This window comes from Photorhabdus kleinii, from assembly GCF_025384885.1.
In the GTDB taxonomy this organism is placed as follows: Bacteria; Pseudomonadota; Gammaproteobacteria; order Enterobacterales; family Enterobacteriaceae; genus Photorhabdus; species Photorhabdus kayaii.
On record NZ_JAJAFY010000019.1, the window covers coordinates 63,170 to 81,518 of the forward strand.

Consider the following 18,349-nt stretch of genomic DNA (forward strand, 5'->3'; position numbering starts at 1 on the left):
AAATCACCATTGTATTTTATCTATTCTCTATTAATATCTAATTGAAATTATTTCAAAAACAAATTATATATTTATAAAGATAAAATAAATAAATTATCAAAAAAGTTTACTTTGATAATTACTTATAAAATAAATTCTTTATCTTAATAATTAACTAATAGCTCAATTACAAATGTAACTTATTCAACATTTACAAACCACCCTATATATTCAATTATTTGAAAATATAAGACTGGGTTAAAAGTAATTCATAACACACTATTTTTCAACAAATAAATAATATCGTTAATGTAAATACCGTAAACGAACCAATACAAATTCAAATTAAATCCATTATATTTTTTTATAATAATAAGATTATAAAGTCGATATAAATGTGATTATATTTAATACCGTATAGAAACAATTTAAAACTAGAAATGGCTTTATTACACACTATCTTACAATAAACATTATTATTTAAAACAATAGGTTACATAATGAACCATTAATTACAAAACAATATATCTCAAGTAAATCGTTCTACAGGGTAATTTATTTTACACCCTACTACATTTATTAACCTGTAGTTTAATTCCAATATTATCTAATTTCCATACAGCAGGAAAACATATAGAGATTACATTATTCAATTTTCATGTTAATTATCACTCATTATTTTAATGTCAAAACCAAATTTTTTAATTAAATTAGCCAACATTAACAACGAAAAATATATGGCTATTCTTAAAACTTACATTAATTATCCTTAACGATTTATGAAAACAAAAACCACACAATGAAATATATTTTTATATATAGAAAAAACCAGATTAGATTAAACCCCAATCAATAATAGTAAAAACTTGACTAAATAACTCATATGGTAATTATCACTTCTCTTATTTTTTGAAATAAAAACAATCCGGCATAAATAATATATACCGGATTGTCAAACCAACGTTAAATTATCAATATATTAATATTACACCGATCCCTTATCACAATCGATTACTAACGCCATATTCAAGGCATGAACTAAAGCAATTTTATTCTCATCATTTTCCAATAAACTAAAGTGGTCACCCGGAATAGCTATTAACTTAAGCGAAGTATCAGATATTATCTGTGCCCAACCTAGCGATGGATCGATATTTAAAGACTCTAACTTTTTATCCGTCACAAAAGAAATAGACGAGTAAGTTTCCATCGCATAAAACTGATGCAACGTTACCGCTAATACTGGTGGCTCATAATCTCTGACTATTTGCTCATAATGCTCTATCTGTTCCCAACGTTTTGCCATTAAGTCAGCACTCAGATTGGCGGGATATAATGCCAGTTCCTGAGCTGCTTCAATAAACTGCGCCAAATTCAATTCATCAATACGCTGGTACAACATCGCAATCTTTTCTGGACACTCCTCTGACTGCCGGGCCAACTCAGTAAAGAAATGGTATTTGGGTTGCATGGCCTCTTTCCCAAAATAATGAGGCGCTAACGTATCAATCAATCCGAGAAAATTAACTATCTCACCGGCGTTCAAAAGTTGCTGCGCAATAGCGTAAGCCAGTACACCACCCGAAGAATAACCGCATATCCGGTACGGGCCAGTCGGTTGAACAACCTTTATAAAGGTGACCATCCTGATAGCTAGCACCTCTATCGTTGACATTAGTCCTTCATTGATGGAAGGCCAAGGCAACACATAAATCGGGTAACCCGATGAAATATGCTGAGACAGCCCGAAGACATACGAATAATCTCCCATACCACTAGGAACGAAGAATAGCGGCAACCCTGTTCCACCAGACCGTACTGATATGGCGCTACTTTGCAGTTGAAGCAGAGGATCTGAGGTGATTTTTGCCGCCAATTCAGTCAACACGGGGAACTGGAACAAGATATTTAACGTGAAACTCAAACCCTGCCCAGCGGCAATATTCATCATTTGCACCGCTAACAGTGAATGTCCACCCAGGGCAAAGAAATTGTCATGTCGGCTGACTTGTTCAATTCCCAGCAGTTCACGCCAAATCGCCGCCAACACTGTTTCGGTTTCCCCTTGCGGCACCTCATAGCGTTGACGGGCAAACGCTTCTCTATCCGGTGCTGGCAATGCCCTTCGGTCAAGTTTGCCGTTAGCGGTTAACGGGAAGCTATCCAGACGCACAAACGCCGCCGGCACCATATAATCCGGCAGAACCGAACTTAGGTGGGTACGCAAATTGTTGACCAACTCCTTTTCCGCATCCGCCACCACATAGGCCACCAACCGTTTTTCCGTCCCATCATCCAGTGCCAGCACTACTGATCCATGCACTGCCGGGTGTTCTGCCAACCGCACTTCAATTTCCCCCGGTTCAATGCGGAAGCCACGGATTTTCACCTGCTGATCATTGCGGCCCAGAAATTCCAGATTGCCGTCCGACAGGTAGCGCGCCAAATCGCCAGTGCGGTACATCCGTGCATTAGGTTTATCACTGAATGGGTCGACAAGAAAACGCGCCTCTGTCAGTTCAAGACGGTTCAGATAGCCATTGGCTACCCCGTCTCCGCCAATATAAATTTCACCGACTACGCCAAGAGGGACAGGTTGTCTAATAGGATCGAGAATATAGATCTGGGTATTGGCAATTGGTCGGCCAATCACTGATACTTCCGGTATCCCTGCCTGAGCATTGTATTCATACCAGATAGCATCACCATTGACTTCTGATGAACCATAGAAATTTAACAAACGGAGCCAGGGGTAATCCGTCACAACTTGTCGGGCCAGTTCAGGAGCCAGCCGTTCTCCGCTGCAAACCAACGTCCTGATGGATTTTAACTCATCTCTATGGCCTTGAATTAAGTGTTGTAACAGCGAAGGCACCACCACCAGATAATTGACGCCAAAACGGCGCAAACCATCACTGAAACGGTTGAGATCTTTCACTTCATGATCACTGAAAACTACCAGTTTGCCACCGGACAACAACACGCCTAGCATCTCGGTTACAGAATCAACAAAGCTGATGTTGGTTTTCAGTGCCGCTACCAATGGAGCCGTTACGATATCACGGACGAACCATAATAGGCGGTTACACAAGGCTTGGTGGCTGTTCATCACTCCTTTGGGCAGTCCCGTAGAACCGGAGGTGTAGATCACATAGGCCAGATGGTGTGATGTCAGTCCCAGCGCCTGAGTGTCTGGGTTATCGGTGGAATGTGACATCAAGAATGCGGCCTGGGCATCGAGTACCACAGTGGGCACAGTGCTAGCTAGCCGGTCAACCCACTCGGTTTGGGTCAGTACCGCAACGGGTGCTGCGTCTTCGAGCATATACGCCAGCCGATCGGCCGGATAAATGGGATCGAGCGGCACATAAGCCCCACCCGCTTTCAGTATGGCTAATACCCCAACCACCATGGCCGATGACCTTGACACACAAATTGCTACCCGTTGCTCCGGTTCAACACCCAACTCAATCAACTGATGGGCCAACTGGTTAGCTCGGGCATTTAATTCAGCATAACTGAAGGTCTGTTCTTCATACACTAGGGCGATAGCATCCGGGGTTTTCTCTGCCTGCTGTTCAAATAACTGATGGAGACACAATGTCTCAGGATACGGCGTTTCCGTGGCATTCCACGTTTCCAGCAATAACCAGCGCTCTGCCGGGGCCAGAATATCCATTTCACCCACCTTCTGTTGGGCATTTGCCACCATCGCTTGCAGCACGGTCTGCAAATAATCCCTGTGCCGTTCGATGGTGGGTCGATCAAACAGGGATGTACTATAATTCAGTGCCCCACTAATCCCGCCAGCTTCCTCATACAGTTCCAGCTCAAGATCAAACTTAACGGTATCAACAGCGTCAAAAGCCTGATCAACCGGTGTGACGGTCAGTCCCGGCAATACCCAGTCAATGTGTTCATTATTCTGCCAGGCAAACATCACTTGGAACAGAGGGGTATGCGCCATCTGGCGGGGCGGTTGTACGATTTCCACCACCTGCTCAAATGGCAGATCCTGATGCGCCTGTGCCATCAATACCGTCTGTCGGACTTGTTCCAGTAATTCCGCCCCCGTTAATTCGCCCGAAATAGCCATCCGCAATGCCAACGTATTGATAAAAAAGCCAATCAGCGGCTCCACTTCCTGCCGGCTGCGGCCGGCACTAGGGGTGCCGATAATGATATCTTCCTGACCGGACAGACGCGATAAGACGACGGCCCAGGCCGACAGTAATGTCATAAACAGCGTGACGCCGTGCTGTTGGCTTAAGTGTTTGAGGGCGACGGTCAATTCCGGATCCAACCGGACAGGAACAACCTGACCGGCAAATGACTGCTCTGACGGCCGTGGCCTGTCGGTGGGCAAATCCAGCAGCACCGGGGCATCCACCAACACGGATCGCCAATAGTCAGACTGCGCCTGGGTACGCTCGGCGGAAAGCCACTGATGCTGCCAGGAGGCATAATCCGGATATTGGATTGTCAGAGGTGGCAAGGGGTCAGGTTGCCCGGTCAAAAAGGCCGTGTAAAGCGCGTTCAGTTCACGTATCAGCACCGAGACTGACCAGCCATCGGACACTATGTGATGCAGGGTCAGCAAAAACTGATAGTCCTCATCCGCCAACCGGATAAGCATCGCCCGGATAAGCGGCCCCCGACTGAGTTCAAACGGCTCAGACACAGCTTCGGTGTACATCTGTTCCAGTGCCGTGTCAGCCGCCGAATGCCCGCGCAAATCATACTGCACCAACGGCAACCTACTCTCTTTTGCCAGCAGCCGGACCTGCGGCTGACCGTCAGCGGAAACAAATACCGTGCGCAGCGCTTCATGGCGGGCAAAGACGGTATTCAATGCCTGCTGCCAAGCCGCCATATTCAACTGACCGCGCAAATGCAGCGCAAGGGGAATATGATACGTTTCACTGATGCCTTCGAGCTGAGCCAGGAACCACAAACGCTGTTGTGCGAATGATAACGGCAGTATCCCCTCCCGGGAGACAGGTATTATGGCGGGCAATGCAGTGCTGTCTTGTTTATCAAGCCAAGTCTGAACTGCCTGAGCTAAGGCCGTCAGCGAAGGCGAGTTAAACAGCTCCGCCAGCGGTAATTCCACGCTCAATACCGCCATTATTCGGTTTATTATCCGCACCGCAACGAGGGAATGTCCGCCCAGCGCAAAAAAATTGTCGTGCCGGCTGACTTGCTCAATCCCCAGCAGTTCACACCAAATCGCCGCCAACACCGTTTCGGTTTCTCCCTGCGGCGCTTCATAACGTTGGCGGGCAAACGCGTCACGGTCCGGTGCCGGCAGAACCCGTCGGTCCAGCTTGCCATTCGGTGTCAACGGCAAGCTGTCCAGACGCACAAACGCCGCCGGCACCATATAATCCGGTAACTGGGCACTCAAGTGCGCCCGCAGGCTATTCACCAGCCCCTCCGCTACGTCTGCCACCACATACGCTACCAGTCGCTTCTCCGATCCATCACCCTGTGCCAACACCGCCGATCCACGCACCGCCGGGTGTTCTGCCAGACGGGCTTCAATTTCACCCGGCTCAATACGGAAACCGCGGATTTTCACCTGCTGATCATTACGCCCCAGAAATTCCAGATTGCCGGCCAGCCAGTAGCGCACTAGATCCCCAGTGCGGTACATCCGCGCATCCGGTTTATCACTAAACGGGTCAGCTAAGAAACGTTCTGCCGTCAATTCAGGCCGGTTCAGATAACCCCGTGCGACACCAGCACCGCCGATATACAGCTCTCCAGTGACTCCCTCCGGCACTGGTTGACCATATTTGTCCAGCAAATACAGTGTTAGATCCGGAATACGTGTGCCAATAGGGCTGACGGTTTGCGCCACATCATGGTGATTTAGTACCCGGTAAGTCACATGGACGGTCGTTTCCGTAATGCCATACATATTCACCAACTGTGGCGAAGTGTCTTTTCGCAAGCGATACCACGGCTTCAATATACTTGGGTCCAGGGCTTCGCCACCAAAAATGATATAACGCAACTGATCCGGTGAGGGGTTATCAACATAGTTGGCAATAAAGGCTTTGAAAGCACTTGGTGTCTGATTCAGTACGGTGATGCCATGCTGGCACACAAATTGATGGAATTCCTGTGGAGAACGAGTAATCGCGTGGGGGACTAAAACCAATTTAGCGCCGTAACGCAACGCTCCCCATAATTCCCATACCGAAAAATCAAAGGCGATGGAATGAAAAAGGCACCAACTGTCTTGTTGGTTAAAATGATACCAGGATTCAGTCGCATCAAATAAACGCAGGATGTTACGATGTTCCACCATCACCCCTTTCGGCGTGCCAGTCGAACCGGAGGTGTAAATGACATAGGCCAGATGACAGGAGGTCAATGCCGGTATCTGTGGATTACTGTCTGATTGTTCAGGCAGGCTATTCGGGTCAAGCACCTTCCGTCCGGCCAATGCCTTCTCTCCCAAGGCTGTCCGTCCAGTCTCATCCGCCAGAATAATAGCCGGGGCAGCATCGGTGAGAATATGTGCCAGACGCTCACCGGGATAAGCCGGATCCAGCGGCACATAAGCTCCACCTGCTTTCAGTATGGCCAATACCCCGACCACCATTGCGGGTGAGCGTGATACACAAAGAGCCACTAACTGGTCTGGCTCTACTCCCTGCATTATTAATTGATGAGCCAACCGATTAGCACGGGCATTGAGTTCGGCATAACTGAAAGTCTGCTCTTCATACACTAGAGCGGTGGCAGTCGGGGTTTTCTCTGCCTGTTGTTCGAATAACTGATGGATACATAACGTTTCAGGATACTCCGTTTCCGTTGCATTCCGGGTTGTTAACAACAATGTGCGTTCCGCTTCTGGCAGGATTTCCAACGCCCGAACCGGCATGTCCGGGGTATGCTCCAGCGCTTCAGCCAGGCTCTCCAGTGCCTGCTGCATATAACCGCATATCCGCTCTGACGCAAATGGCTGAACCGTCTGCGCCGTCAGCCCCAGCGATCTACCAAAATCCTCTACCGACAGCACAAAGGGGTAACTAGTCCGCTCTTGTCCGCCAACAAACTCAATCCCACTTATCCCCTCATCAGATATGGCTGACACATTATTATGCCGGTAGTTCAATAAGGCACTAAAGAGGGGACTTGCGTTGTCAATACCACTACATCGTTGAGCCAGCGCCAGCGACGCATGCTCATGCGCCAATAATCCGGCCAGTCGGGTATGAGCCTGCTGTACACTCTCCCGTACCGGCGTGTTATCTATATCCAGCCGCAACGGCAAGGTATTAACAAACAGCCCCAGCCCGCTGTCCGCCCCGGCTCCCGCCGCCATACGCCCGAACAGTACGGTACCGAACACCACGTTTTCCTGACTACTGGTCCGGGACAATACCTGCGCCCAGGCCAAATGACACAACGCCGCCAGACTGACGCCCAACTGCCGGGCCTGACGGCGCAAACGGCTATTCAGCTCAGCGGATAACATCCGGTGGTATTCTGTCACCTGCGAGCCGTCACGATGGACCTCCGCCAAGCCGAACGGCAGTGTCGGCTCCACCACATCCGCCAGCATTTCAGTAAAGAAACGGGTGTGTTCTTCCTGACTGATGCCCAACCGCGCCTGAGCCACCAGATTACGGAACGGCACCGGTGCCGACAGCGTCGGCGCCAGTCCCGTCAGATACGCCCGGATTTCATGATGCATCACTTCCTGTGTCGTGTGGTCGCCAATCAGGTGGTGCTGCAATTCCAATAAGAACCAACGACCATCCGCTTCCCGAGCAATAACAAATTGCAGTAACGGGGCCTCACTTAAGTCAAGACGATAACGGCGGGGGTCAAAACGCCGGCTTAGCTGCTCACTGACCGGCCCTTCAGCCGGATCTAACGCCAGCTCGGTTACAGATAAGGTGGCCTGACGCCAGACTACCTGTGCCGGCACAGATAACCCCTGCCAGACAAAGGCAGTCCGCAGGATATCGTGGCGATTAACCACCTGCTGCACGGCTGCCAAATAACGGTCCAGCAAAGCCCGGTCCGCAAAAACCATCTGAATGGTCAACAGGTATGGATCCCCCTCGTTTGCCAGTAAATGGTGGAATAAGATCCCGTCCTGCAAGGGTGACAGGGCATAAATGTCCTGAATATTGCTCATGCCGCCCGGCACTTGTCCGACGATACGATCAATATCAACCTGAGTCAGGTCTATCAGCGGCAACATCGTCGGCGTGATCGTTGTTGTATCGGGGATAATTACATTGACAGGCACAGGCACGGCCTGGTATTGCCCCTGCCTCTGCGCCAGACTGGATAACACCGGAGTCTGAAACAGGTCGCGCACCGCCAGTTTAAGCCCCAGATGGCGCAAATGTTCAATCATCCGTACCGCCAGCAGGGAATGCCCGCCCAGCGTAAAGAAATTGTCGTGCCGGCTGATTTTTTCGATGCCCAATAACTCACGCCAGACAGAGGCAAGTGCAGTTTCTGTTTCCCCTTGGGGTGTCGCATAAATCTGACGAGAGAAAGCATCCTCACCGGGCACAGGCAGAGCCTTGCGGTCCAGCTTGCCATTCGGGGTCAACGGGAAACTGTCCAGGCGCACAAACGCCACCGGCACCATGTAATCAGGCAAAACCGCACTCAGGTGCGACCGCAAGCTGTTCACCAGCCCTTCATCCACTTCCGCCACCACATAAGCGATCAGCCGTTTCTCCGTCCCATCACCCTGTACCAGTACCACCGATTCACGCACAGCCGGGTGTTCCATCAACCGGACTTCAATTTCCCCCGGTTCAATGCGGAACCCCCTAATTTTCACCTGCTGGTCATTGCGCCCCAGAAATTCCAAGTTACCGTCCGGCAGGTAACACGCCAAATCCCCAGTACGGTACATGCGGGCATCTGGGCTATCACTGAACGGATCAATAAGGAAATGTTCCGCCGTCAATTCAGGGCGGTTCAGATAGCCCCGTGCGACTCCTACTCCACCAATGTATATTTCACCCACGCATCCTAACGGCACGGGTTGCCTCTTTTTATCCAGCAGATAAATGCGAGTATTCTTGATCGGCCGACCGATAGAACGATCTTCGATCGGAGATAATATTTCCTGACAGGTTGCCGTTACCGTATTTTCCGTCGGTCCATAAGCGTTTAACAGCCGGGGTCGATAACCTTCCTGTCTGAACCAGTCTTGAATGGCATTCTTTTTGATTGCCTCACTCCCGATGATGATAAGTCTAAGGGCATCAGGCAGTCGCAGTTCCTTCTCACTGGCCGCCAGTTCAGACCAGAACAGCGTTGGCAAGAACATGACCGTGATGCGGTTTTGCCGAGCCAAGGCAATAAATTCCGGTATGGAAGTCAGCCAGTCATCATCGCGAATCACCAATGTGGCACCATTGCATAATGCTGAGAAACATTCCTCTACTGAGACATCAAATGCAAAAGTAGAGAATTGCAGTACACGATCCAGTGCAGTAACAGCGTAAAGTTCATTAACCCCCAAGTAACGTTGATACAACGCCTGATGTTCCACCATCACCCCTTTCGGGGTCCCTGTCGAACCGGAGGTGTAAATGACATAGGCCAGATGATAGGGTGTCAATGCCGCTATCTGTCGGTTACTGTCCGGCTGGTCAAAGCAGGCATTCGGGTCAAGCACCTCCCGTCCGGCCAGTAACTTATCTCCCAAAGCTATCCGCCCGATCTCATCCGCCAAAACAAGAGCCGATGCAGTATCGGAGAGGATTTGTGCCAGACGCTCACCGGGATAAACCGGATCCAACGGGACATAAGCCCCGCCGGCTTTCAGTATGGCTAATATCCCGACAATCATTGCCGGTGAGCGTGATACACAAATGGCTATTAACTGATCTGGCGCTACGCCCAACGTCATTAACTGATGAGCCAGCCGGTTGGCTCGGGCATTAAGTTCGGCATAACTCAGGCACTGTCCCTGATACTCCAGTGCCGTGGCATCCGGAGTTTTCTGTACCTGCTGTTCAAATAACTGATGGAGACACACCGCGTCAGGATACGGCGTTTCCGTGGAATTCCACGTTTCCAGCAATAACCGGCGCTCTGCCGGGGCCAGAATATCTATGTCCCCCACCTTCTGTTGGGCATTTGTCACCATCACTTGCAGCACGGTCTGCAAATAACCAATGTGCCGTTCAATCGTGGTTCGATCAAACAGGGCGGTACTGTAATTCAATGCCCCACTAATCCCGCCTGCGTTCTCATACAGTTCCAGTTCGAGATCATACTTAACGGCCTTAACGACCGTGACAGCGTCAAAAACCTGATCAATCGGTGTGACGGTCAGGCCCGGCAATACCCAGTCAGTCTGTTCATTGTTCTGCCAGGCAAACATCACCTGGAACAGTGGGGTATGCGCCATCCGACGTGGCGGTTGAACGATTTCCACCACCTGTTCAAACGGCAGATCCTGATGCGCCTGAGCCGCTAATGCGCTTTCCCGCACCCGTGTCAGGCATTCCGTCACAGTCAGTTCACCCGAAACTGCCAGCCGCAAGGCCAGTGTATTGACAAAAAAGCCTATCAACGGCTCCACTTCCTGTCGGCTGCGGCCGGCACTGGGAATACCGATAACGATATCCTCCTGACTGGACAATCGTGATAAAACGACGGCCCAAGCCGACAGCACAGTCATAAACAGGGTAACACCGTGCTGCTGGCCTAATTGTTTGAGGGCGGCGGTCAGTTCCGGATCTAAGTGGACAGGCATCGCATGACCGGCAAACGACTGCTCTGGCGGCCGTGGCCTATCGGTAGGCAAGTCCAGCAGCACCGGCGCATCCGCCAACACGGTTTGCCAATAGTCAGTCTGCACCTGGGTGCGCTCTGCGGAAAACCACTGATGCTGCCAGGCGGCATAATCCGGATATTGGATTACCAACGGTGGCAGCGGGTCAGGATGCCCAGCCAGAAAGGCCGTGTAGAGAGCGTTCAGTTCCCGTATCAGCACCGTGACTGACCAACCATCGGACACAATGTGATGCTGGGTCAGCAAAAACTGAGAGTCCTCCTCCGTCAGCCGGATAAGCTCCGCCCGGATAAGCGGTTCCCGGCTGAGGTCAAACGGCGCAGACACCGCTTCGGTGTACAATTGTTCCAGCACCGTGTCCACCGCCGGGTGCCCACGTAAGTCATGCTGCACCAACGGCACCCCGTTCTCTTTCGCCAGCAGCCGAACCTGTGGCTGACCGTTAACAGAGACAAATACTGTGCGCAGCGCTTCATGGCGGGCAAAGACGGTATTCAGTGCCTGCTGCCAGGCTGTTATATCCAGCCGGCCACGCAAATGCAGTGCGAGGGGGATATGATACGTTTCACTGACGCCCTCAAGCTGGGCCAGGAACCACAAGCGCTGTTGTGCAAATGATAACAGCAATTTCCCTTCACGGGAGACAGGCAGTATGGCGGGCAATACAGTGCTGTCTTGTTTATCCAGCCAGGCCTGAATCGCTTGCGCTAAGGCCGCCAACGAAGGAGAATTAAACAGCACCGTCAGCGGTAATTCCACGCCCAATATGGCCATTATCCGGTTCATCACACGTACCGCCAGCAGGGAATGCCCGCCCAGCGCAAAGAAATTGTCGTGTCGGCTGATTTTTTCGATGCCCAATAACTCACACCAAATCGCCACCAACGCGGTTTCTATTTCCCCTTGTGGGGCTGCATAAATCTGACGGGAGAATGCATCCTCACCGGGCACAGGCAGAGCCTTGCGGTCCAGTTTGCCATTCGGTGTCAACGGGAAGGCGTCCAGACGAACAAACGCCGACGGTACCATGTAATCCGGTAAAACCGCACTCAGGTGCGCCCGCAGGCTGTCCACCAACTCTTCCGAGGCGTCTGCCACCACATACGCCATCAGCCGTTTGTCCGTTCCCTCCTCCAGTGCCAGTACCACCGATTCACGTACTGCCGGATGTTCTGTCAACCTGACTTCAATTTCTCCCAGCTCAATGCGGAAACCGCGAATTTTGACCTGTTGATCGTTACGCCCCAGAAATTCCAGATTACCATCCGGCAGATAGCGACCTAAATCCCCGGTGCGGTACATCCGTGCATGGGGTTTATCACTGAATGGATCGGCAAGGAAACGTTCTGCTGTCAGCTCTGGTCGGTTCAGATAACCCCGCGCCACACCAACCCCGCCAATATATAACTCGCCTATCGATCCTAATGGTACTGGCTGAGCATAAGCATCCAACAAGTACATTTGCATATTGGGAAGTGGACGGCCAATGAGATTGGACTGTCCTGTTTTTTCATTTAGGTAAGAAATCGTCGTGGTAATCGTCGCTTCTGTCGCTCCATAGCAATTCACCAAAACAGGACATTCACGGTAAACAGATAACCAGCATTCTAATTCATTTTGGGGTATCGTTTCCCCGCCGATACAAATAATTCTTAAGTCCTTATAGATATCACCTTTATTAGAATCAGCAAGTATCCGCCAAAATTGAACCGGAATTGATATATAAGTAACGTTATATAGCTCACACAGAGACCAAAATTCCTGTGCACTGGATGTCCACTGATTTGTCCTCAATATGAGTGCTGAACCATTGGTCATTGCAAAAAATATTTCTGATGCACATACATCAAAAGAAGTATTGCAGAACTGTAATATCCGATCAGAAGTGTTAAACGACAATGTCGTACTCAGTACAGTAATTTCCTGCACCAGTTGATTATGTTCCACCATCACCCCTTTTGGCGTCCCCGTTGAACCGGATGTGTAAATCACATACGCCAAATGCCGGGGAGTTAATGCCCGTATTTGTGGGTTACTATCCGGCAGTTCAGGCAGGCTATTCGGATCAAGCACCACCCGTCCGGTCAGTGCCTTGTCTCCCAAGGCTGCCCGTCCAGTCTCATCCGCCAAAACAATAGCTGGAGCGGCATCGGTGAGCATTTGTGCCAGACGTTCACCGGGATAATCCGGGTCCAGCGGCACATAAGCCCCACCGGCTTTCAATATGGCCAATATTCCCACCACCATGGCTGGTGATCGTGACACACAACTGACTATTAGCTGGTCTGGCGCTATCCCCAATGCAATCAACTGATGGGCCAGCCGGTTGGCACGGGCATTGAGTTCGGCATAACTGAGGGTCTGTTCTTCATACATTAAGGCGATGGCATCCGGGATTTTCTCTGCCTGTTGTTCAAACAACTGATGGATACACACCGTTTCAGAATACGGCGTTTCCGTCGCGTTCCACGTTTTCAGCAATAACCGGCGCTCTGCCGGGGCCAGAATGTCTATTTCACCTACTTTCTGTTGGGCATTTGCCACCATCGCTTGCAACACAGCATGCAGATAACCTACCTGCCGCTCTATTGTCGATTGATCAAACAACGCAGCAGAATAGCCAAGATCGCCAACAATCCCGCCTTCTTCTTCAAACAAATTCAGCTCAAGATCAAATCTGACAATATCCAACTCTTGATCAACGTGTGACACTATCAGACCCGGTAATTCCAAGTCTGTGCGTTCATTGTTCTGCCAAGCAAACATCACCTGGAACAGCGGGGTATGCGCCAACCAACGTGGCGGTTGGACAATTTCCACCACCTGCTCAAACGGCAGATCCTGATGCGCCTGGGCCGCTAACGCGGTTTCCTGAACCTGTGTCAGGCATTCCGCCACAGTCAGTTCACCCGAAACCACCATCCGCAAGGCCAGTGTATTGACAAAAAAGCCTATCAGCGGCTCCACTTCCTGCCGGCTGCGGCCGGCACTGGGGGTGCCGATAATGATATCCTCCTGACCGGATAACCGTGATAAAACGACGCCCCAGGCCGACAGCAATGTCATAAACAACGTGACACCGTGCTGCTGGCTTACGTGTTTGAGGGCGGCTGTCAGTACCGGATCTAGCCGGACAGGCACTGTATAACCGACAAACGACTGCTCTGGCGGCCGTGGCCTGTCGGTAGGCAAGTCCAGCAGCACCGGTGCATCCGCCAAAACGGTTCTCCAATAGTCAGACTGCGCCTGGGTACGCTCGGCGGAAAGCCACTGATGCTGCCAGTCAGCATAATCCAGATATTGGATTGCCAACGGTGGTAGCGGGTCTAGGTGCCCGGCCAGAAAGGCCGTATAGAGCGCGTTTAGTTCACGTATCAGCACAGTGACCGACCAGCCATCGGACACAATATGATGCTGGATCAGCAAAAACTGATAATCCTCATCCGTCAGCCGGATAAGCTCCGCCCGGATAAGTGGCCCCCGACTGAGTTCAAATGGCGCAGACACGGCTTCGGTGACCATCTGTTCAAGTATCGAGTCCGCCTCTGAGTGCCCGCGTAAATCATGCTGCACCAACGGCACGCCGTTTTCTTTTGCCAGCAGCCGGACCTGCGGCTGACCGTCAACGGAAACAAATACCGTGCGCAGCGCTTCATGGCGGGCAAAAACGGTATTCAATGCCTGCTGCCAGGCTGTTATATCCAGCCGGCCGCGCAAGTGCAGCACAAGGGGGATATGATACGTTTCACTGATACCCTCAAGCTGGGCCAGGAACCACAAGCGCTGTTGTGCAAATGATAACGGTAATCTTCCCACCCGGGAGACTGGCAGTATAGCGGGCAAAGCAGCATTGTCTTGTTTATCCAGCCGAGCTTGGACCACCTGAGCTAAGGCCGCCAACGAAGGCGAATTAAACAGCACCGCTAGCGGTAATTCCACGCCCAATACGGTCATTATCCGGTTCATCACCCGTACCGCCAGCAGGGAATGCCCGCCCAGAGCAAAGAAATTGTCGTACCGGCTGATTTTTTCGATGCCCAGTAACTCACGCCAAACAGCAGCAAGGACAATTTCTATTTCCCCTTGGGGGGCTGCATAAATCTGGCGGGCAAACGCGTCCTCACCGGGCACAGGTAATGCCCGTCGATCCAGTTTACCGTTCGGGGTCAACGGGAAACTGTCCAGGCGCACAAACGCCGCCGGTACCATGTAATCCGGTAACCGGGCACTCAAGTGTCCCCGCAGGCTGTTTACCAGCTCCTCCTCTGCGTCTGCCACTACATACGCCACCAGCCGTTTGTCCGAACCCTCCCCCTGCGCCAGTAATGCTGACTCACGCACTGCCGGGTATTCAGACAGACAACTTTCAATTTCTCCCGGTTCAATGCGGAAACCGCGAATTTTGACCTGTTGATCGTTACGTCCCAGAAATTCCAAATTGCCATCCGGCAGATAACGGCCTAAATCCCCGGTTTGGTACATGCATGCATCTGGGCTATCACTGAACGGATCAATAAGGAAACGCTCCGCCGTCAATTCAGGGCGGTTCAGATAGCCCCGTGCGACTCCTACTCCACCAATGTATATTTCACCCACGCAGCCTAACGGCACGGGTTGCCTCTTTTTATCCAGCAGATAAATGCGAGTATTCTTGATCGGCCGACCGATAGAACGATCTTCGATCGGAGATAATATTTCCTGACAGGTTGCCGTTACCGTATTTTCCGTCGATCCATAAGCGTTTAATAGCCGGGGTCGATAACCTTCCTGCCCGAACCAGTCTTGGATGGCATTCTTTTTGATCGCCTCACTCCCGATGATGATAAGTCTAAGGGCATCAGGCAGTCGCAGTTCCTTCTCACTGGCCGCCAGTTCAGACCAAAACAGAGTCGGCAAGAACATGACCGTGATGCGGTTTTGCCGAGCCAAGGCAATAAATTCCGGTATGGAAGCCAGCCAGCCATCATCGCGCATCACCAACGTGGCGCCATTACATAATGCTGAGAAACATTCCTCTACTGAGACATCAAATGCAAAAGTAGAGAATTGCAGTACACGATCCTGTGCAGTAACAGCGTAAAGTTCATTAACCCCCAAGTAACGTTGATACAACGCCTGATGTTCCACCATCACCCCTTTCGGTGCGCCTGTCGAACCGGAGGTATAAATGACATAGGCCAGATGACAGGGGATCAATGCCGCTATCTGTGGGTTACTGTCTGGCTGCTCAGGCAAACTATTCGGGTCAAGCACCTTCCGTCCTGCCAGCGCCTTATCTCCCAAAGCTGTCCGTCCGATCTCATCCGCCAAAATAATAGCCGATGCAGCATCGGTGAGAATATGTGCCAGACGCTCACCGGGATAAGCCGGATCCAGCGGGACATAAGCCCCTCCCGCTTTCAGCACCGCCAACAGCGCCACCACCATTGCCGGTGAACGTGATACACAAATCGCCACTAACTGATCTGGCGCTACCCCCAAGGCAATCAACTGGTGAGCCAGCCGGTTAGCACGGGCATTGAGTTCGGCATAACTGAGGGTCTGGTTTTTATATATCAGTGCAGTGGCATCTGGGGTTTTCTCTGCCTGCTGTTCAAATAACTGATGGAGACACAACGTCTCAGGATACGGCGTTTCCGTGGCATTCCACGTTTCCAGTAATAACCGGCGCTCTGCCGGGGCCAGAATATCCATTTCACCCACCTTCTGTTGGGCATTTGCCACCATCGCTTGCAGCACAGTCTGCAAATAACCCCTATGCCGTTCGATGGTGGGTCTATCAAACAGGGATGTACTATAATTCAGTGCCCCACTAATCCCGCCGGCTTCCTCATACAGTTCCAGCTCGAGATCAAACTTAACGGCGTCAAAAGCCTGATCAACCGGTGTGACAGTCAATCCCGGCAATTCCCAGTCAGTGTGTTCATTGTTCTGCCAGGCAAACATCACCTGGAACAGCGGGGTATGCGCCAGCCGGCGGGACGGTTGAACGATTTCCACCACCTGTTCAAACGGCAGATCCTGATGCGCCTGTGCCGCTAACGCGGTTTCCCGAACCCGTGTCAGGCATTCCGCCACGGTCAATTCACTCGGAACAACCATGCGCAACGCCAAGGTATTGACAAAAAAGCCTATCAGCGGCTCCGCTTCCTGTCGGCTGCGGCCGGCACTGGGGGTGCCGATAATGATATCCTCCTGACCGGACAAACGCGATAAGACGACGGTCCAAGCTGCCAATAATGTCATAAACAGCGTGACACCATGCTGGTTGCTCAGATGGTTAAGGGCGACGGTCAGTTCCGGATCTAAGTGGACAGGAACAGCATGACCGGCAAACGACTGCTCTGGCGGCCGTGGCCTATCGGTGGGCAAGTCCAGCAGCACCGGGGCATCTGCCAACACGGTTCGCCAATAGTCAGACTGCGCCTGGGTGCGCTCGGCGGAAAGCCACTGATGCTGCCAAGCCGCATAATCCGGATATTGGATTGCCAGAGGTGACAGAGGGTCCGAGTGCCCGGCCAGAAAGGCCGTATAAAGCGCGTTCAATTCACGTATCAGCACATTGACCGACCAACCATCGGACACTATGTGATGCTGGATCAGCAAAAACTGATAGTCCTCATCCGCTAACCGGATAAGCACCGCCCGGATAAGCGGCCCCCGACTGAGTTCAAATGGCGCAGATACGGCTTCGGTGCACAACTGTTCCAGTGCCGTGTCCGCCGCCGAATGCCCGCGCAAATCATACTGCACCAACGGCAACCCGCTCTCTTTTGCCAGCAGCCGAACCTGCGGCTGACCATCAACAGAGGTAAATACCGTGCGCAGCGCTTCATGGCGGCCAAAGACGGTATTCAATGCCTGCTGCCAAGCCGTCATATTCAACTGGCCGTGCAAATGCAGTGCAAGGGGGATATGATACGTTTCACTGATGCCTTCGAGCTGGGCCAAGAACCACAAACGCTGTTGTGCGAATGATAACGGCAGTATCCCCTCCCGGGAGACAGGTATTATGGCAGGCAATGCGACGCTGTCTTGTTTATCAAGCCGAGCTTGAACCACCTGTGCCTGAGCCGCTAACGAAGGGGTGTTAAATAGCGCAATCAGTGGCAATTCCACACCCAATACCGCCATTATCCGGTTTATTGCCCGCACCGCGACGAGGGAATGTCCGCCCAACGTGAAGAAATTGTCATGCCGGCTGATTTGCTCAATCCCCAGCAGTTCACACCAAATTGCCGCCAACACCGTTTCGGTTGCTCCCTGCGGCGCCTCATAACGTTGGCGGGCAAACGCTTCTCTGTCCGGTGCCGGCAATGCCCGTCTGTCCAGCTTGCCATTCGATGTCAACGGGAAGCCGTCCAGACGGACAAACGCCGCCGGTACCATATAATCCGGTAAAACCGTACTCAGATACACCCGCAGGCTATTCACCAGCCCCTCCGCGGCGTCTGCCACCACATACGCTACCAGTCGCTTCTCCGATCCATCACCCTGTGCCAGTACCGCCGATCCACGCACCGACGGGTATTCTGCCAGCCGGGCTTCAATTTCCCCCGGTTCAATGCGGAAGCC

1 protein-coding gene is annotated in these 18,349 nt (G+C 51.5%); it reads right to left on the reverse strand.

What is annotated here, in order from left to right; genetic code table 11:
• Positions 1–964: 964 nt before the first annotated feature.
• Positions 965–18,349 (reverse strand): non-ribosomal peptide synthetase (locus LG003_RS11190; protein WP_390894123.1); only part of this gene is annotated, 17,385 nt, incomplete at its 5' end.